The 18,986-nt window shown below is 69.8% G+C and carries 17 protein-coding genes; 1 reads left to right on the forward strand and 16 read right to left on the reverse strand.

Annotated features, from left to right (window positions below; translation table 11 throughout):
• Positions 1–5: 5 nt before the first annotated feature.
• Together AB0J86_RS32870 and AB0J86_RS32875 are read right to left on the reverse strand one after the other, a co-directional pair.
• On the reverse strand, positions 6–176 hold the full coding sequence (locus AB0J86_RS32870) for a hypothetical protein (RefSeq protein ID WP_363861569.1): 171 nt from the start codon (positions 174–176) through the stop codon (positions 6–8).
• A gap of 16 nt (positions 177–192) precedes the next feature.
• On the reverse strand, positions 193–987 hold the full coding sequence (locus tag AB0J86_RS32875; RefSeq protein WP_363861570.1) for an ArsR family transcriptional regulator: 795 nt from the start codon (positions 985–987) through the stop codon (positions 193–195).
• Positions 988–1,043: 56 nt separating this feature from the next.
• Here AB0J86_RS32875 and AB0J86_RS32880 point away from each other — a divergent pair, with 56 nt between their 5' ends.
• Positions 1,044–2,372: an APC family permease gene (locus AB0J86_RS32880; RefSeq protein ID WP_363861571.1), complete on the forward strand. Its 1,329-nt coding sequence runs from the start codon at positions 1,044–1,046 to the stop codon at positions 2,370–2,372.
• Between the two features lie 388 nt (positions 2,373–2,760).
• Here the strand turns inward: AB0J86_RS32880 and pheT are convergent, their stop codons facing one another.
• From pheT to AB0J86_RS32950, 14 genes are all read right to left on the reverse strand, one after another.
• On the reverse strand, positions 2,761–5,343 hold the full coding sequence (gene pheT, locus AB0J86_RS32885; protein ID WP_363861572.1) for a phenylalanine--tRNA ligase subunit beta: 2,583 nt from the start codon (positions 5,341–5,343) through the stop codon (positions 2,761–2,763).
• Between the two features lie 42 nt (positions 5,344–5,385).
• Entirely contained in the window at positions 5,386–6,447 is a 1,062-nt protein-coding gene (locus AB0J86_RS32890) for a phenylalanine--tRNA ligase subunit alpha (protein ID WP_363861573.1), read from the reverse strand.
• 400 nt (positions 6,448–6,847) lie between these two features.
• Positions 6,848–7,699, reverse strand: coding sequence for an RNA methyltransferase (locus AB0J86_RS32895; RefSeq protein WP_363861574.1), 852 nt, complete (start codon positions 7,697–7,699; stop codon positions 6,848–6,850).
• A gap of 32 nt (positions 7,700–7,731) precedes the next feature.
• Positions 7,732–8,124 (reverse strand): 50S ribosomal protein L20, encoded by a 393-nt coding sequence (gene rplT, locus AB0J86_RS32900; protein ID WP_363861575.1) that lies wholly within the window; start codon positions 8,122–8,124, stop codon positions 7,732–7,734.
• Positions 8,125–8,156: 32 nt separating this feature from the next.
• Positions 8,157–8,351: a 50S ribosomal protein L35 gene (gene rpmI, locus AB0J86_RS32905; protein ID WP_363861576.1), complete on the reverse strand. Its 195-nt coding sequence runs from the start codon at positions 8,349–8,351 to the stop codon at positions 8,157–8,159.
• Positions 8,352–8,370: 19 nt separating this feature from the next.
• Positions 8,371–8,991 carry a translation initiation factor IF-3 gene (gene infC, locus AB0J86_RS32910; protein ID WP_363861577.1) on the reverse strand — a complete coding sequence of 207 codons (621 nt, stop codon included), beginning with the start codon at positions 8,989–8,991 and terminating at the stop codon, positions 8,371–8,373.
• Positions 8,992–9,314: 323 nt separating this feature from the next.
• The gene (locus AB0J86_RS32915; protein WP_363861578.1) at positions 9,315–9,797 is read right to left on the reverse strand and encodes a PH domain-containing protein; all 483 of its coding nucleotides are present in this window, start codon (positions 9,795–9,797) and stop codon (positions 9,315–9,317) included.
• A gap of 58 nt (positions 9,798–9,855) precedes the next feature.
• Positions 9,856–10,143: a ribbon-helix-helix protein, CopG family gene (locus AB0J86_RS32920; RefSeq protein ID WP_363861579.1), complete on the reverse strand. Its 288-nt coding sequence runs from the start codon at positions 10,141–10,143 to the stop codon at positions 9,856–9,858.
• The gene (locus tag AB0J86_RS32925; RefSeq protein ID WP_363861580.1) at positions 10,140–10,415 is read right to left on the reverse strand and encodes a hypothetical protein; all 276 of its coding nucleotides are present in this window, start codon (positions 10,413–10,415) and stop codon (positions 10,140–10,142) included. Before AB0J86_RS32925 ends, AB0J86_RS32920 begins: the two co-directional genes overlap by 4 nt.
• Before the next feature lie 84 nt (positions 10,416–10,499).
• Entirely contained in the window at positions 10,500–10,928 is a 429-nt protein-coding gene (locus AB0J86_RS32930; RefSeq protein ID WP_363861581.1) for an SEC-C domain-containing protein, read from the reverse strand.
• Between the two features lie 733 nt (positions 10,929–11,661).
• Positions 11,662–12,813, reverse strand: coding sequence for a hypothetical protein (locus tag AB0J86_RS32935; protein WP_363861582.1), 1,152 nt, complete (start codon positions 12,811–12,813; stop codon positions 11,662–11,664).
• Between the two features lie 57 nt (positions 12,814–12,870).
• Positions 12,871–16,044, reverse strand: coding sequence for a type I restriction endonuclease subunit R (locus tag AB0J86_RS32940; RefSeq protein ID WP_363861583.1), 3,174 nt, complete (start codon positions 16,042–16,044; stop codon positions 12,871–12,873).
• Between the two features lie 26 nt (positions 16,045–16,070).
• Entirely contained in the window at positions 16,071–17,363 is a 1,293-nt protein-coding gene (locus AB0J86_RS32945) for a restriction endonuclease subunit S (protein WP_363861584.1), read from the reverse strand.
• On the reverse strand, positions 17,356–18,969 hold the full coding sequence (locus AB0J86_RS32950) for a class I SAM-dependent DNA methyltransferase (protein WP_363861585.1): 1,614 nt from the start codon (positions 18,967–18,969) through the stop codon (positions 17,356–17,358). Before AB0J86_RS32950 ends, AB0J86_RS32945 begins: the two co-directional genes overlap by 8 nt.
• Positions 18,970–18,986: the final 17 nt, after the last annotated feature.

The following is an 18,986-nucleotide window of genomic DNA, read 5'->3' on the forward strand; positions in this document are numbered from 1 at the left end:
GCGGATCAGCGCGCGTCCGGCCGGCGTGCGGGTTGGAACAGTTCCACGAGGTTGCCGGCGGGATCGGTGAGCAGGATCTGGTGTCCGCCGGGTCCGGAGAGCAGCAGCCGCAGCGGGCCGCGTACGACGTCCGCGAAGGCGGGCGCGGCGCTGGCGTACTGGTCGGACTCGCTCATGGCGGTGGTTCTCCCTTCAGGACCCGGCGGGGTCGAGGACGGGCAGCAGGTGCCCGACCCGGGTGTCGATCTCGGCCGCGGTGCGCTGGAAGACGGCGTAGCCGCCCGGGTCGGTCCCGCCGGCCAGCGCGGGGTCGGGGATGCTCCAGTGCACCCGCCGGGGGTGCTCCGGGAACTCGGGGCACGCCTCGCGGGCCTTGTCGCACAGGCTGACGACGTGGTCGAACCGGCGGCCGGTCAACGTGTCCCAGTGCCGGGGGCGCTGGTCGGCGACGTCGAGGCCGAACTCCTCGCGCAGCACCCGTACGGCGTTCGGGTGCAGCTCGGGCTTGGGTCGCCCGCCCGCGCTGACCACCTCCACCTGCCCACCGGTACGGTGCCGCAGCAGCGCCTCCGCGATCGGCGAGCGGGCGCTGTTGCCGGTACAGACGAAGAGCACCGCGATGCGGGGCGAGCGTCGCAGCTCCACCGGGGGTACCCGCGACGCGTCGGCCCTTCGGCGCAGCGCGGGGTGCAGCGCCGTGCCCGTCTCGGCCAGCGCCTCGGCGCAGCGGTCCAGATCCAGGTGGTAGTAGGTGTCGCGGCCGTCGAAGCTGCTGCGGCTCGTGGTCACCAGTCCGCCGTCGCGCAGCAGCCGCAAATGGTAGGAGACCAGGTTCTGCGGCTCGCCCACCAGCGACACCAGCTCGCGTACCCGGTGGTCGCCGCCCGCGAGCTCGGTCAGTAGCCGCCACCGCAGCGGATGGGAGGCGAGGCGGAGGAACGCCGGGGCGGCTTGACTCGACATCACCACCACCGGAAGATACCTCAAGCGAGAATGATGCATCAAGCTCATTTGATGGATTGACCGGCTTGGAGAGAACCGCGATGCAGTCCGAACGACGGCCGCCCGCCGAACCGACCCCGGACCAGGGCAGCGGCACCACCCGACTGGCCCGGCGGCTGACCACCGCCGACGCGGTGCTCATCGGCCTGGGGTCCATGATCGGCGCCGGCGTCTTCGCCGCCTTCGCCCCCGCCGCGCGCGCGGCCGGCACCGGGCTGCTGATCGGCCTGCTGGTCGCCGCGCTGATCGCCTACTGCAACGCGGTGGCCTCGGCGCAACTGGCGGCGCGGTACCCGACCTCCGGCGGCACGTACGTCTACGGGCGCGAGCGCCTCGGGCACTGGTGGGGCTTCACCGCCGGCTGGGGCTTCGTGGTGGGCAAGACCGCCTCCTGTACGGCCATGGCGCTCACGTTCGCCTCCTACGCCGTACCCGGCCCCTGGTGGATGCAGCGCGCCGTCGCGGTGGCGGGCGTGGCGGGGCTCGCGGCGCTCAACTACCGGGGCGTGACCCGCACGGTGCTGCTGACCCGGGTCCTGGTCGCCGCGAGCCTGACCGCGCTGACCGTCGTCGTGGTCGCCATCGCCCTCGGCGGGCACGCCGGTACCGCGAACCTGGGCGGCTGGTCGGCGCTGGCAACCGGTGGCCCCTACGGCATCCTCCAGGCGGCCGGCCTGCTGTTCTTCGCGTTCGCCGGGTACGCCCGGATCGCCACCATGGGCGAGGAGGTCCGCGACCCGCGGCGCACCATTCCCCGCGCCATCCCCCTCGCGCTGTTCATCACCGTCGCCGTCTACCTGGTGGTGGCGGTCGCGGCCCTGCTGGCGGCCGGCCCCGATCGGCTCGCCGCCGCCGTGGCGCCGTTGAGCACCGCCGTACACGCCGCCGGAGCGGGCTCGGTGGCCCCGGTCGTACGCGTCGGCGGCGCGCTCGCCTCGCTCGGCGCCCTGCTCGCCCTGATCGCGGGCATCGGCCGCACCGGGCTCGCCATGGCCCGCCACCGCGACCTCCCGGGCTGGCTGGCCGCCGTCCACCCCCGGTACCACGTACCGCACCACGCCGAGGTCGCGCTCGCGGTCGTGGTCGGCGCGCTGGTCGCCACCGTGGACCTGCGCGGGGTGATCGGCTTCTCGTCGTTCGGCGTGCTGGTCTACTACGCCATCGCCAACGCCGCCGCGTTCACCCAGCCCGCCGAGGAGCGACGCTGGCCGCGCTGGCTCAACCTGCTCGGCGCCGCCGGCTGCCTGGTCCTGGTCGCCACCCTGCCCTGGCAGTCGGTCATCGCCGGCGCCGCCATGTTCGCCGTCGGTCTGGCCGGCCGCGCCGTCGTGCTGTCCCGCCGCGCCGCCCGCCCCGCCGGCTCCGCCTGAGGCCCGCGCCGCCCGACGGCCAGCGCGAACTCCGGCAACCGCGAGGCCCTACGTGGCCGCACCGGAAACCGCGAGTCCCGGTACCACCCGGACCACCGCGGAGCCCGGCACCGCGAGACGCGCCACCGCCCGGACCACGACAGGGTTGGGGGCCGGGTCGCCCACGACGGGATCAAGCCTGACCGCCCAGAGTGGGCGATGCGGGCCCCCCCCCCCCCCGCCCCCCCCCCCGGCCCCCCCGCCCCCCCCCCCCGCGGGGCCGCCCCCCCCCCCAACCCCCGCACCGCGACCCGGCCCCCGCACCGCACCCACGACGGACCCGCCCCGAACCAGGCCCGGGCCGACCCGGGCCAGGCCAGACCCGGGCCAGACCAGGCCCGACCCGGGATCACGCCCCGCGCAGCACCGCCCCGACCCGCGCCGACGCCTCCGCCACCGCCGCGTCCCGAGCCGCCACCGCCTCCTCGACCGTCAGCGTCCGGTCCGGCGCCCGGAAGGTCAGCTTGTACGCCAGCGACTTGCGGCCGGTCCCGAGCTGCTCCGAGACGTACACGTCGAAGAGCCGCACCGATTCCAGCAGCTCGCCCGCGCCCGCGACGAGGGCCCGCTGCACGTCGGCGGCGGCGACCGCGTCGTCCACGACCAGCGCCACGTCGATCAGCGCCGGCGGGAAGCCGGAGATGCGCGGCGCCGGAGCCACCGAGGGCGCCGGCAGGGCGTCCACGTCCAGCTCCATGGCGGCGGTACGGCGGGTCAGCTCCAGCGCGCTCACCACGGCCGGGTGCAGCTCGCCCGCGTACCCGACGATCCGCTCGTCGACGAGCAGCTCGGCGCAGCGCCCCGGATGCCAGGGCGCCCGCTCGGCCGAGCGTACCCGGATCCGCTCCTCGTCGATGCCGGCCGCGGCGAGCACCACCCGGGCGGCCTGGACCGCGTCGGACCACTCGGCCCGCCGGCCGGAGCCCCACCAGCCGGTCGGCTCCACCTCGCCGGCGAGTACCGCCGCCACGTGCCAGGGTTGGTGCGGCACGATCGCGTCGGCGGCGGCGAACTCGGCCTCCGACGGCCGGTGGTCGACGCTCATCTTCGGCGGCTCGCCCGCGCCGGGGCGCGGCTCGAAGACCAGGCCGACCTCGTAGAGGGCCACGTCGCGCTGGCCCCGGCTGAGGTTGCGGCGCAGGCTCGCGAGCAGCGGACCGAGCAGCGTGGTACGCAGCAGCGGTTCGGCGTCGGAGAGCGGGTTCGCCACCCGTACCGCCTGCCGGCGCGGGTCGTCGGCGGGCAGGCCGAGCCCGTCGAGCAGCTCGGGGGCGACGAACGGGTAGCAGATCACCTCGACGTAGCCCTGCTCGGCCAGGGCCCGCCCGAGCGAGCGGCGCCGCCGCTGCTGCGCGGTGAGGCCGTTGCCGGCGGGCGCCTGCGGCAGCACGGACGGTACCCGGTCGTAGCCGTCGAGCCGGACGACCTCCTCGACGAGGTCGATCGGCTCGACCAGGTCGGGCCGCCAGCTGGGCGGGGTGACCGAGAGGCGGGTCGGGCCGCCGGCGGCGGTGGCGACGGTGCCGGGGTCCTCGGCGAGCCGCTCGGGTCCGGCGACGACCGCGCAGCCGACCCGCTCCAGCAGGGCGGCCACCCGCGCGGCCGGGTACTCGACGCCGGCGCGCCGGGTGGGCAGCTCCGGGTCGAACATGATCGGCCCGCGCGGGGTGACGTGGTCGATGTCGGTGATCTCCGGCGTCGCGGTACCGCCGCCGTGGCGGGTGAGCAGCTCGACCGCCCGTTCGAGCGCGACCAGCGGCAGCGCGGGGTCGACCCCGCGCTCCCAGCGCTTCGCCGCCTCGCTGAACAGCCGGTGCCGCCGGGCGGTACGCCCGACCATGACGGGGTCCCAGTGCGCCGCCTCGAAGAGCACGTCGGTGGTGGTGCCGGGGATGACCTCGCTGGTCTCCCCGCCCATCACGGCCGCGAGCGAGACCGGCGCGCCGGCCGCGTCGCCGGCCACCGGATTGGGCAGCCCGGCGTCGCAGATCACCATGTCCTCGGCGTCCAGCTCGCGGGTCACCCCGTCGAGCGTGGTCAGCCGCTCCCCCGCCACCGCCCGGCGGACCACCAGCGCGCCGCCCAGCCGGTCGGCGTCGAAGGCGTGCATCGGCTGGCCGAGCTCCAGCATCAGGTAGTTGGTGATGTCCACCGGCAGCGAGATGGTGCGGATGCCGGCCTGTACCAGCCGTCGCTGCATCCACTCCGGCGTCGGCGCGGCCGGGTCGACCCCGCGTACCAGGCGCAGGGCGAACCGGTCGCAGCCAACCGTGTCCCGGATCTCGACCGGGTACGCCGGGTCGGCCGTCGCGCCGGGCGCCGGCAGCTGGGCCGGGTCCCGGTACGGCAGCTCCAGGGCGTGCGACAGCTCGCGGGCGATGCCGCGTACCGACAGCGCGTAGCCGCGGTCCGGCGTGATCTCCAGCTCGACCAGCACGTCGTCCAGCCCGACCACCGGGCGCGCGTCGTCGCCGGGGCGGGCCGGGGTGTCGGCCGGCAGCACCAGGATGCCCTCGTGCTCGTCGCTGAGGCCCAGCTCCCGGGAGGAGCAGATCATGCCGTTGGAGACCCGCCCGTACGTCTTGCGGGCCGAGATGGCGAAGTTCCCGGGGAGTACGCCGCCGGGCAGGATCACCACGACCTTGTCGCCCGGTACGAAGTTGGTGGCCCCGCAGACGATCTCCTGCGGTTCGCCGGTGCCGTTGGCGTCGCCCACGTCCACCCGGCAGAAGCGGATCGGCTTCTTGAAGCCGGTCAGCTCCTCGATCTCGCGCACCTCGCCGACCACCAGCGGCCCGCTGACCGTCGCGCGCTGGTCCACGATGGACTCGACCTCGAGGCCGAGGTTCGTCAGGGCCCGCTCCAGCTCCTCGGCGCCGAGGCCGGCCGGCAGGTCGACGTACTCGCGCAGCCAGGAAATAGCAACTCGCATGACTCAGACATCCATTTCTGAAGCTTCTCGGAGCATCCGCGCTCAGACCTCGACCCCGAACGCGCGGGTGAACCGCACGTCGCCCTCCACCATGTCGCGCATGTCGCTCACGCCGTGCCGGACCATCAGGGTCCGCTCGATCCCGATGCCGAAGGCGAAGCCGGAGTAGACCTCCGGGTCGATGCCGCAGGCGCGCAGCACCCGCGGGTTGACCAGCCCGCAGCCGCCCCACTCGACCCACTGCGGGCCGTTGCGGTGCTCGGCGAACCAGACGTCGAACTCGGCGGACGGCTCGGTGAACGGGAAGTAGTGCGGCCGCCAGCGGATCCGCGCCTCGGGGCCGAACATGGCCCGGGCGAAGTGCTCCAGCGTCCCGCGCAGATGGGCCATGGTGATGCCCTTGTCCACCACCAGGCCCTCGACCTGGTGGAAGACGGGGCTGTGGGTGGCGTCCAGCTCGTCGGTGCGGTAGACCCGCCCCGGGCAGACCACGTAGATCGGCGGCTGCCGGGTCAGCATGGTCCGCGCCTGCACCGGCGAGGTGTGGGTACGCAGCACCAGCCCCGGCAGGTCCAGGTGGAACGTGTCCATCAGGCCGCGCGCCGGGTGGTCCGGCGGGATGTTGAGCGCGTCGAAGTTGGTCCACTCCAGCTCGACCTCGGGCCCCTCGGCGACCTCGTAGCCCATCCCCACGAAGTGGTCGCCGATGGTCTCCATCAGCGTGGTCAGCGGGTGCCGGGCGCCGCGCGGCCGGCGGTCGGTGGGCAGGGTGACGTCGACCCGCTCCTCGGCGAGGACCCGCTCGGCCTGCTCGCGGTCGAGCTGCTCGCGCCGCGCCGCGAAGGCGGCCTCGATGGTCCGGCGGGCCTCGTTGACCCGCTTGCCGGCGTCGGACTTCGCGGCCGGCGGCAGCGCCCCGATCTCGCGGCGGGCCAGCGAGATCGGCGCCCGGTCACCGAGGTGCGCCGGCCGCAGCGCGGTCAGCGCGTCCGGGTCACCGGCCGCGGCGAAGGCCCGCTCGGCGGCGGCGACGGCCTCGTCGAGGGCACTCTGGTCCAGCAGCGCGACCTGTTTCGGATCGTATGGATCGTTGCGGTAGCTCATGGCGTACGGGCACTCTCTCCCTCGCGTCGGAGTCGGTCTGGCGGTACCGCGCCAGCGACGCCGTGGGTGACTCGGGTTGCGGCGGGTCGCGGCGGCGCCGGGGCGCCGGGCGACACCGGACTGGTTCAGCGGCGGCAGCCCTGCACGGACGGCCACCAGAGTCTAGTGACGCGCCGTGCAGCACGACGACGCGCCGTGGGACCTGGTGACGCGCCGCAGGGCAGAATGACGCGCGGCTGGGCCGCAGCCCGCCGGGTGGGAGGTGCACAGGGGAAGGATCAGCCCTGCCGCCCGCCGACACCGGCGGGCTGGCTAAAGGAGTGCCGCGCGGCGCGGGGAAGGCGCTCGCCGGTCTCGCTCATGGTCTCGGATCTCCCTCGGTCGCGGTGGCGTGGATGTCTCACCGCAGTGCTCTGGCCGAAGCGTACAGGCAGACGGCCGCCGCGGCAGCCAGGTTTAGGCTCTCGGCGCGCCCGTGCAGCGGCACGCGTACCCGCGCGTCGGCCGCGTCGGCCAGCTCCGCCGGCAGCCCGTGCGCCTCCGAGCCGAACAGCCACGCGGTCGGGCGGGACAGTTCACCTCGGTCGGCGAGGTCGTCGAGGTCGGTCTCGCCGTAGCCGGAGGCGGCCAGCGTCGCGAGGGCGGCCGCGCGCAGCCGCGCGACCACGTCCGCCGGGTCGCCGGCGCGGACCACGTCCAGGTGGAAGAGGCTGCCGGCCGAGGCGCGCACGCACTTGCCGTTGTACGGGTCGACGGCGTCGCCGGCGAAAACCACCGCGCCGGCACCGGCCGCGTCGGCGGTGCGCAGCACCGTACCGGCGTTGCCGGGATCGCGGATCTCCACGAGCACCGCCACCAGCCGGGGGCGGGCCGCGAGCGCGGTCGCCAACGGCACGTCCAGGTGCTGGCAGACGGCGACGAGCCCCTGCGGCGCGACCGTCTCGGCGAGCGCGGCGAGGGCGTCGTCGGTGACCGGCGAGACGGGTACCCCGGCGTCCTCGGCGGTGGCCGCGAGATCGGCGTACCGGGTCAGCGCGGCCGGGGTGCCGAAGAGTTCGACGACCGTGTCGGGCCGGGTGAGCGCCTCCCGGACGGCCTGCGGGCCCTCGGCGAGGAAGCGTCGGGTGTTCTCGCGGTCCCGCCGGCGCTGCAGCCGCCGGGCGGCGACCACGCGCGGGGTACGGGGGGTGAAGAGCGGCACGTCGGGCTCCCGGACACGGTCGAGGCGCCCCCCGTGTTGTCCGGACAACATGGTGGGCGCCTCGATCGATTCGTTGCTGCTGCTCAGGCTGCCTGGGCCGCGGCGCCGCCGGTGCCCTCGGCCGCCACGGCGGCGCGGGCGACCTCGACGATGGCCGCGAAGGCGGCCTCGTCGGTGACCGCGAGGTCGGCGAGGATCTTGCGGTCCACCTCGACGCCGGCCAGCTTCAGGCCCTGGATGAGCCGGTTGTAGGTCATCCCGTTGGCCCGGGCACCCGCGTTGATGCGGGTGATCCAGAGCTGGCGGAAGTCGCCCTTGCGGTCGCGCCGGTCCCGGTAGGCGTACTGCATCGAGTGCAGCACCTGCTCCTTGGCCTTGCGGTACAGGCGCGAGCGCTGACCGCGGTAGCCGCTGGCGGTCTCCAGCAGGGTACGGCGCTTCTTCTGGGCGTTTACAGCCCGCTTGACGCGTGCCATCTCAACTTCTCCTTCAGGTCAAGTGGCGCGCGTCAGCGGCCAAGCAGTTTCTTGATGCGCTTGACGTCAGCCTTGGCCACCTCGACCGTGCCGGTCAGCCGGCGGGTACGGGTGGAGGCCTTGCCCTCCAGCAGGTGACGCTTGCCGGCCTGCTCGGCAACGATCTTGCCGCGGCCGGTCACCTTGACCCGCTTGCCCATTCCGGTGTGGCTCTTCATCTTCGGCATGTGAAACGTCTCTCCCCTGTTACTCGCCGGTGGTCCCGGCGGGTCCGGCCGCTGCCGCCGGCGGTACCTCACCGGCCGGCTGCGCCTCGGCGCTGGCCTCCCGCTCGCGCGGTGCGCCCGCCTTCGCCGCCGTGGCGGATGCCTTGACGGCTCGGTGCGGGGCCAACACCATGATCATGTTTCGACCGTCCTGCTTCGGAGCGGCCTCGACGTACCCCAGCTCCGAAATCTCGGACTCGAGTCGCCGCAGGAGCCGGTAGCCCAGCTCCGGCCGACTCTGCTCCCGACCGCGGAACATGATCGTCACCTTGACCTTGTCACCCGCCTTGAGGAACCGCACCACGTGACCCTTCTTGGTCTCGTAGTCGTGCGGGTCGATCTTCGGCCGGAGCTTCATCTCCTTGATGACGGTCTGTTGCTGGTTCCGCCTGGCTTCGCGCGCCTTGAGTGCGCTCTCGTACTTGAACTTGCCGAAGTCCATGAGCTTGCACACCGGCGGGCGCGCCATGGGCGCAACCTCGACCAGGTCCAGGTCGACGTCCGCGGCCAGCTGCAGGGCGCGCTCCAGCGGGACGATGCCCACCTGCTCACCCTCAGGGCCGACCAGTCGGACCTCACGTGCCCGGATCTGCTCGTTCACGCGTGGCTCGACGCTGATGGGGCCTCCTCGAGTCTGTTTCTCGGTCATCCATCGACCCCGGCGGGCCCCCACGGTGGGAGCCGGCCCGGAAAGCAGAAGGCCCCGGCGTACGCCAGGGCCCGCTCGACCGGTCGGCACGGCACAGGGCCGCACGCTCCGCGACGGGGTCTCCCCCGCCTCGGTGACCGGACCCGGCCGCCGGTTCGGGGCGACTCGGGTGGGAGCAGGCGCTCCGCTTCATGGCTGACACGCGTGGTGACAGCATGGTCGACGCAAGAAAGGTTAGCAGGTGGGAGCGCCCACCGCGAAACGGGCAGACGTGACTATCGTCGCGTCGCGCTCGCGCCGTCGGCGGGCTGGGCCGACTGGTGCGCGGCGAGCAGGGCGCGCAGCCGGCGTACCCCGGCCACGGCCAGCTCCTTGTCGACGGCCTGCAACGCGAGCACCGAGATCTGGTCGTCGTTCAGCAGCTCCAGGCTCGCCCAGGCCGAGCCACGGTCGAACCGTACCGACCGGACGACGTCCCAGGGCAGGTCGTAGGAGCCGACCACGTTGCGGACCCGTACGCCCCGCGCGTCGGCCTCGACCCGCGGCCGGGTGAAGAGCAGGACGCCGAGCGCGCCGAGCACACCCAGCCCGATCATCGCCCACTGGTCGCCGCGCTGGAACGTCGCGTCACCCTCGCCCGTCGGGCCGCGCAGCCCGATGCCGATCAGGGTGAAGAGCACGACCAGGGCGCCCGCCAGCGGCCAGCACATCAGCCGGATGCGCCGGGGCCGTACGCGTACCACGTCCGTATCGGTCACCCGCCCAGTCTGCCACTGCCGAACCGGGCCGGAGACGGCGACGCCGGACCGGGTGAGTTCAGGCCGCTTCACCGGCGTGTCGGGCGAGAAATTCGTCAATCGCCTGGCGAATGAGACCGGAGCGGCCTCCCTTGTCGTTGCCCGCCAGCTCGTCCAGCCGTCGCACGGTTGCCGAGGACAATCGGACTCCGGTCACGATCATCGGTACGCCCTCCGCAGCCGGCGCCGGGCCCAGGTCGGGGCCGCGCGTTGCGTCGCGCAGCAGCTCGGAGATGTCCCCGCCGCGATCGAAGTACGCCACAAGCTCCTCGCGGCTCATCGTCCGCGGGTCCCGGTTCGTGGTCATCGCGTCCCCTCCATCCACTGCTTGATCTCCTCGGGCGTGGCCGGCCGTACCGCCAGGATCGCGTAGCTGCTGACCTTTCCGACGCGCTCACACAGCACCATGATCACCCGGGCGGTGTCAGCTAGGCCGGCTACGGCCAGCAGCAACGTCCCGACATGATTCTCGATCCGTTGTGGCGAGTAGAGCGCCTCGATCGCCTCCTGCTCAGAGACGCCGTGCCGTGTCGCGCTGGCCTTGCCAGCGTCCGTCCACCCGTACTCGCGCTCCAACACGAAGCGAGCGTACAACGCGTAAAACGCGTGAGCCAAGCTGAGGCCAAATGTCCGGACATGGTGATCCGGCCCGCGTTCGGTACGTCAGGAGGGGCGGCCGCAGCACTTCTTGTACTTGGTCCCGGAACCGCACCAGCAGGGGGCGTTGCGCGGCGGCGGCCACACGATCACGCCTTCCTCGGAGAGCGTCTCGCTGTACCGGGACTTCACCGCCGGGTCCAGCGGATCGTCGCCGGTCTCCTCCGCGAACGCGCAGAGCCCCGCCACGGTCACCGGAACCACCCGGACCGCCGGCACGCCCCGGTCGGTCAGCTCCCGCCACCGACGCTCGGCCGCCGGGTAGTACTCCTCGTCGGTCTCCTCGTACGCGTCCGGCCGCCGCCGGCGCGCCTCGGCCCGCTCCGCGCGCTGGAAGACCAGCATCCGGGCCTGGCGCGGCACCCGGCCGCTCGACTCCACCGCGTCGAGCAGACCGGCCGAGCCCACGGCGGGCTGGGGTGGGCTGGCCTGCATCAGCGGATGGTGGTGGTCCGCGGCGACGACCAGTTCGTCGGTCGCGTCGGCCGGCAGGCCCAGCTGCTGTCGCGGATGAGCCTCCCATTGAAGGCGATGCGACTTGACGCTTGATGATCGATGAAGATAGCGGGCATCGGATCACCTTCTTTATTGGAGACCATCACACGAAACAGCCAAGCCATCCAGCGTACGGCACGTTCGTTCGCACGTATCGGGGCATGTCATCGAATCTGTCTAATCCGAGCAGCCCGCAACAAGCCACATAAGGGGAAATTGTCAACCTACGGACGTCGACCCGACCGCCCGTGTTCCTTAAAAACGTTCTGGACCTGCTCAGCCCAGAAAATGAACGGTTCCGTGAATCGGTATCCCAAAGCCCGCGCCTCGACATAAAAGCCCGAGCCGGGCTCCTTGTCACCATTTTTATGCGTGACAATAGATGTGAGTGCAGGTCGCCCAGCTTCGTTCTCGTCTTCGAACACCGCCCCGAGAAGATGGTTCATTAGAGCCGAATAGGGGTCAAGGTTGATTACGTCGACCTTCGCAGCCACTTCGCCGTACCACGTCATACGGCGCTCGTATGCGGCATCAAGAATTGCCGCACGGACCTGACTCTTCGCAGCGTCCCACTGCCCATTAGTCAAACCGAATTGCGCGCCTAATCGCCTCACAGGACCATCTCCCATTCATCCGTGGCAGTCAGCTATCGACCAGATCGGCGGTTTTAGCATCATTCGATAGCCCCGGTCGCCGCCCGACGGCGAATCTCCTTCAACGACACAATATCTCCAGCTCTCGCATCCTCGGCCTCCCAGAATTCGAAACCATCAGTCGCCTTCCGGGAATCAGAGATTTCGGCGCCGTGGATAGCGATCTTCACCGCCTCGCCCGCGCCCGAAGGGAAGTTGTATACGTCTTCGCCATAGCGGATGCGACCATCCGAGAGAAGTTCGGCGGTGTGCTGCTGCCCGAGATACCTGCCGTATAGTTTCGCGCCTGGGCGCAGTCGCCCAACCCTGATTAGGTCGCTAAGCTTGAGGCGCCTTTCCTCATCGCTCACTCTTCTCTTTGGGCCTTGTCTAGTCGCGCCTCCGGCCGCATGAGACCGTGGCTGGGGAACATCGGAGACCGCACTGCTAGTAGTTGGCAGTGGCGGAGGCGACGCCGGCGCCAGGTGAGACTTCGGCTGCGGTGGCGGTTGCGGCGACGTGGCGGACGGAAAGTCGAACGTGGCCCGGGCACGCATGAGGCTCGCCCGGATGTCATCACGGTTGAGCTTGGAGAGTCGCTGATCTAGCAGCGCGACGAGTTCCGGTGCCGGCTCACCGCCGCCGAAGAGCTCCACGAGCTCGGCATGGACCTGACGATCGACGAAGAAGCCCTTCCACAACTCTTCGATCCGGTTATCGCGCATGTTGTCCTTGCTGAGCAGGGACAGCAGCTCGACAGCCTCCGTAAGGCTGCGCTCCAACCCGACCGAGCGGAACAACTTCTGCTCAATCGGCACTGGTGCATGGGCGTTATAGACCCGCCATTCGGCCCCATCCGTCAGGGCCACCCACTCCACTCCGGCCGAGGTGGCGTAGCTGATGGTCTGGTTGGCCCAGCGTGGATCGTCGAGGTTCTCGCCCAGCCCCTTGGCTTCGATGAAGAGTCGCGGTGTGCGTAGCAATAGCAGGGCATAGTCGACCGGGTTGTCGCTTCCACGGCGCCGGTACTCGCGGTGAACCTCGTCCAAGTCGTACACGTCCCAGCCCAATGCGGCGATGACGGGCTCGATCAGGGCGTTCTTCGTATTCTGTTCACCGATACGCTGATGCTGTTGTCGGAACCGCGTCAGCCGCGTCGCGCACTGCTCCAGCACGTCCCTCAGCTCATTCATCTGCCCTGCCCTCCCCCGGCTGTAGCGATACGTTAACTGGCCGCTCGGTCAGCCACGTCATCGGCCGCCGTCGCTCGACCACTCTTCGGCGAGGGTTTCGGTCTGGCGCAGCACGAGCTTGATGGCCTCCTCGGCGGCATCGGGCGGATAGCCGTGTACGGCGAGCAGGCGCTTGATCGTGGAGCGCAGCTTGGCGCGTACGTCGTCGCGGGACGACCAGTCGACGGTGATGGACGCGCGGACGGACTTGACCAGGTCGCGGGCGATGTCCGCGAGTTTGCCCTCCCCCAGCTCGGTGACCGCCGACTCGTTCTGCGCCACCGCGTCGTAGAAGGCCAACTCGTCCTCGCCCAGCGCCGGATTGAACCGCCGGCCCCGGTCACCTTCCGCGCTGACCTCGTGGGCCATGGCCACCAACTCGGCCATGATCTCTGCCGAGGTGAGGTGCTGGTTCGTGTAGCGGTTCATCAGCTCGATGAGGCGGGTGGAAAACGCCTCCTGGCGTACGACGTTGTGTCGGGTGACCCGGCGCATGACCTGCTCGATGGCCCGGCGCAGCGCCTCGATCGCCAGGTTCGGGGTCTTCGAGGCGCGCAGCTTCTCCAGGTACGCCTCGTCCAGGTGCGACAGGTCCGGCTTCTCCATCCCGGCGGCGGCGTAGATGTCGGTCACCCCGCCGGCTTCGATCACGCCGGCGGTGAGCTGCCTCAGGTAGAGGGCGATCTCGGCGGGGATGGGCAGGCCCCGGGAACGCCGATCCTCCACGTCGTACTTGGCCATCCAGGCGCGTACCTCCTGGAAGAAGCGGATGTCGTCGCGGAGGCCGTTGATCTCGCCGCTGCTGGCGCAGACCGCGTAGAGGCGGTCGAGCTTCGCGGCGGCCCGGCGGAAGCGCTCGGCGAGGGTGAGCTCGCCCGGCTCGGGCTGGTTCTCCGGCAGGCTCGGGTCGCGCAGGTAATTGACCGTTCCGAGCACGGCGTCCACCCATGGCCGCTTGCTCTTGCCCGCGAGCGTCGCCCGAAAGTCGTAGCCGGCGAGAATGGTCTCGCAGAGCACCCGGTGCAGGTCGCGCAGTTGGCCCAACAGTTCGTCGACGTCCCGGCCGACCGGCTTGGAGTCCTGGTCGCTCTCGGTGTATTCGGCCAGGGCGTCGTGCAGGTTCTGGGTGATCGGGGCGTAGCCGACCAGCAGGCCGTCCTGCTTGCCGCGGAAAGTGCGGTTGACCCGGGCGAGCGCCTGCATCAGCGCCGCGCCGTGCATGGGCTTGTCGAGATAGAGGGTGTGCAGCGGCGGCGAGTCGAAGCCGGTGAGCAGCATCGACTGCACGATGATCAGCTCTAGCTCGTCGTCGGGGTTCTTGGCCCGCTGCTGCATGGCCTTGAGTTTCGAGGGCCGGCGGACGTGTCGGCGGATGTGCGCCTCGTCCTCCGGCCCGCCGGTGTAGACGACCTTGATCTTCCCCTTGTCGTCGGCGTCGTCGTGCCAGTCGGGTCGAAGGGCGGTGATCTCGTCGTAGAGGCGGGCGCAGATGTCCCGGGTGGCGCAGACGATCATGCCCTTGCCCGGCCCGTCGATGAACTTCCGCATCTGCTCCGACCGGATCTCCCAGTGCTCGACCAGGTCTGCCGCGAGCGTCTTGAGCCGGGCCGGCGCGCCGTAGACGGCATTCATCACCGCCACCGCGCGCTGGATGCGCGCCCGCTCGGCATCGTCGAGGCCGGCCGTCACCGTGTCGGCCCGTTCGTCGATACTCTCCGGAGCGACATCCTCCGGCAGGTCGACCGGGATGAGCCGGCTCTCGTGATAGACCCGCACCGTCGCGCCGTCCTCGACGGCCCGGGTCAGGTCGTAGATGTCGATGTAGTCGCCGAAGACATCGCGGGTGTTCCGGTCCGTCTCGGAGATCGGCGTGCCGGTGAACGCGATCAGCGTGGCGTGGGGCAGCGCGTCGCGCAGGTGCCGGGCGTAGCCGTCCAGGCTGTCATAGTGGCTGCGGTGTGCCTCGTCAACGATGACAATGATGTTGCGGCGGTCGGAAAGCTGCGGGTGGTGCCGCCCGGCCTCCTTCTCTTCCCGGGTACGGCCGAACTTCTGCAACGTGGTGAAGATGATTCCGCCGGTCCGGCGATTGGTCAGCTCGGTGCGCAGAACATCGCGGCTCATCGCCTGCTCAGGCTTCTCCGGCAGGAGTTCGCTGGTGACGAACGAGTCGAAGAGCTGCTGGTCCAGGTCGGTGCGGTCGGTGATCACCACGATGGTCGGGTTGCCGAGGCTCGGGTGGGTGGCGATCTGGAAGGCGTAAAGCTCCATCTCCATCGATTTGCCGGAGCCCTGGGTGTGCCAGACCACGCCGGCCTTTCCGTGGCTGCGGGTCGCCTCCACCGTCTTGCGGACCGCCTTCTCCACCGCGAAATACTGGTGCGGCTTGGCGATCCGCTTGACCGGTCGGCCGCCCGCCTCGCCGAACGAGACGTAGCCGTGCAGCAACTCCAGGAACCGGCGTGGCGTGAACAGGCCGTAGATCGCCAGGTTGAGCGCCACATCCTCGCTGCGCGTGGGCGGCTGCGGCACCGGCCGGCCCTCGTCGTCCACATTCCACGGCGCGAAGTGCTCCAACGGCGTGAACGCGGTCCCGTAACGGGCGGTGATGCCGTCGGAGACGAGGCTGGCCACGTTGGCCCGGAAGGCGAGCGGCAGATCCTCGACGTACGCGCGAATCTGCTGGTGGGCGCCCTGCAGATCGGCGTACGCGTCCCCGGCCTTCTTCAGCTCGATCAGCCCGACCGGCAGCCCGTTGAGGTAACAGACGACGTCGAAGCGCCGCTTGTGGTCGCCCTGGGTCACGGTTACCTGGCTGGCCGCCAGGTAGTCGTTGGCCGCGTCGTCCCGGAAGTCGATCAGCCGGACCGTCGGGTTGTGCTCGGCTCCGTGCTGGTCGGTGTAGACGATCGAGCGGAGGCCCTTGACCATCAGCTCGTGCAGGCGATGGTTCTCCGCGAACGCGTCCCGGGACCGGGCGGTGAGCACCACGCCCACCGCCTCGTCCACACAGGAGGGTGGCAGCTGCGGGTTGAGCCGGGCGATCGCGTCCCGCAGGCGGCCGGGCAGGATCAGCTCCGCCCACGACTCGCGCTCCCCCGTCCCCGGCGCGATCGAAGACCCGGGTACGGGCTCCCAGCCCAGTTCCCCGAGCGCCTCAAGCGCGTACGCCTCCCAGTCCGCCTCGGACATGTTGTGTAGGTGAGGGGTGTCACCCGTCATAGCGCCTTCTCCACCTCCCGCTCCGCGTCCCGAACCCGAATCTCTCCGGACATTAGCTTCGGCAGCAACATCTCTCGCAGGACAGCCAATCGCTGCGATTCCGCAGCTGCCGCCAATGCCCTGTTCACATTCGGCAATGCAATACGGTCGAACCTTTCTAGAAGATGAGTAGGTGGCTGAATCAAGGGGAGTTCCTTAACCGCAGTCGAATTCAAGCCAGGAACAGCAACTCCAGTCCCCCGTAACCTCATTTCGTTCATCAGCGGATCGGACGACAACCAGTAATAGCCGAAGGCTTGGGTGAAGGGACTAGACATGCGGATACGGAAAACATGCTCATTAATGCACGCCCGCTCAAACGGAAACCCATTCCCAAACATCGAAACATGCGGCTCAAACTTTCCGGGCCTACCACCGTCCTTGTAGAGCAAAATGTCATGACTCTCAAGGACACCGCGCCTCATCGAGGCAAAAAATTCGTCTGGGACAAACTTGACCTTAGCATAATCAAACTTTGCCAGCTGAACAATGCTTTCGGCTCCAATGCTGGGAACGCCAGCAGTGTACGCACCAACACCACCACGCGGTCGCGTACCAGTCTCAAGAACAGCGATCGCCTCCCCTAGGGAGCGGATACGCCACTCGACCCCTAGGGATCCGTTCTCAGCCAAGAATCGCAACGCGTCATCGAATATTGCCCGAAAGACTGCAGCACCCAGCTCGTGAACTCCACCAACAATACGCTCGTTGACCGCAATCTTGTCATCCAGCGCCCCAAGGACGTTCGCAATGGCTTGTTGTTCAGAGATGGTGGGGAGCGTTATTCGGAGACGACGCTGATCAGCGAGGCTGAGATACGGCGCCATATCAGTCCCGTGAGCAAGCGCAGACAACTGCGATGCAAACTCTAACCCCTTCGCCCAGTATCGGATGTAGCCACTTGATAGTTTGCCAGGATCCTTACTGCGCCAATAACTGAGGTGCGGGGAGTAAACGAATGGCGGCAGCCCGTCCGGGACGTAACCGGTTCGACCAACACTGTTCCCCTTGGTTGTTACGATGGTGTCGCCGGCTTGGCTAAGCTTCATTGAGACCCTGCTAGCCAGATGGTCATGGAAGCGCTCTGCAGTTCTCAATCTTTCAGGAGACATATCAAGAAGGGCAGCACGCAGAAAGACGGGGCCGGTTCCGCCCAACTCATCTAACTTCGCGCGATACCCATCACCGATCTCGAGAATTCCATCTCGGATCAGATTCTCGAAAGAGTCCTTCCGCCACGACTCACGCATCGAGGCGCTCCAGTTGCGTACGGACTTCCTGCTCCAGACGAGCGGACTCGTCGAAGTGGGCGTACAGCTCCTTCTTCAGGCGTTCGATCTTGTCGGCGATCGGTTCGTCGTCGGAGTCGTCGACCAGCGCCGCGCCGACGTAGCGGCCCGGGGTCAGCACGTGGTCGTGCTGGCGGATCTCGTCCAGCGTCGCCGAGTAGCAGAAGCCGGGCTCGTCCTCGTACTTCAGACCCTCCACCCGGGCCGACGCGGTGCCGCGCCAGGCGTGGTAGGCGCCGGCGATCTTCGCGAGATCTTCGTTCGTGAGGACGCGCTCGGTGCGGTCGACCATCGTGCCCATGTTGCGGGCGTCGATGAAGAGCACCTCGCCGCGCCGGTCGGCGAGCTTCTTCGCCCCCTGCGGGCCCTTGTCCTTGGCGAAGAACCACAGGCAGGCCGGGATCTGCGTGGTACGGAAGAGCTGCGGCGGCAGCGCCACCATGCAGGCGACCAGGTCCGCCTCGACCATCGCGGCGCGGATCTCGCCCTCGCCGGACTGCTTCGACGACATCGAACCGTTGGCGAGCACCACGCCGGCCGTACCGCGCTCGGCGAGCTTGGAGACGATGTGCTGCAGCCAGGCGAAGTTGGCGTTGCCGGCCGGCGGCGTGCCGTAGCGCCAGCGCGGGTCGTCGACCTTGCGGGACCAGTCCGACATGTTGAACGGCGGGTTCGCGAGCACGAAGTCGGCCTTCAGGTCCGGGTGCTTGTCGGCGTAGAAGGTGTCCTCCCACTTCGCCGCCAGGTCGCCGCCGATGCCGTGGATGGCGAGGTTCATCTTCGCCAGCCGCCAAGTGCGCTCGTTCGCCTCCTGGCCGTAGACGGCGATGTCGTCGCGCCGGCCGCGGTGGTTGAGCACGAACTTCTCGGCCTGCACGAACATGCCGCCCGACCCGCAGCACGGGTCGTAGACCCGCCCGGAGTACGGCTCCAGCACCCCGACCAGCAGCTTGACCACGCTCGCCGGGGTGTAGAACTCGCCGCCGCGCTTGCCCTCGGCGCGGGCGAACTTCTCCAGAAAGTACTCGTAGACCTCGCCCAGCACGTCCCGGGCCGGCCGGTCCCCGTGGCCGGTGAACCGGGCGTCGGTGATGAGGTCGACCAGCTCGCCGAGCCGCCGCTGGTCCACGTTGTCCCGGTTGAAGATCTTCGAGAGTACGCCCTTGAGCGCGTCGTTGGACTTCATCACCGCGTCCATCGCGGCGTCGAGCAGCTTGCCGATCTCGCCGCCCTTGGCCCGCTCGGCCAGGTACGACCAGCGCGCCTCCTCCGGCACCCAGAAGACCCCGTGTCCGGCGTACTCGTCCGGGTCGCTGAGGAAGACGTCCCACCGCGACTCGGGGATGCCCTGGTCGCGCACCTCCTGGCGGATCTGCTCCCGGCGCTCCTCGAACGCGTCGGAGACGTACTTGAGAAAGACCAGGCCCAGGACGAAGTCCTTGTACTGCGCGGCGTCCATGGAGCCGCGCAGCTTGTCGGCGGCCTTCCACAGGGTGTCGCGCAGGTCGGCCATGGTCGGCATGCCGGGCAACGCGCTCTGCCCGTTGCCTTTTTTCCTGGGGGGCATGGTGCTCCTTGTTCGTG

Origin of the sequence: Micromonospora sp. NPDC049559 (assembly GCF_040676675.1) — a bacterium.
Classification (GTDB): domain Bacteria; phylum Actinomycetota; class Actinomycetes; order Mycobacteriales; family Micromonosporaceae; genus JBFAPK01.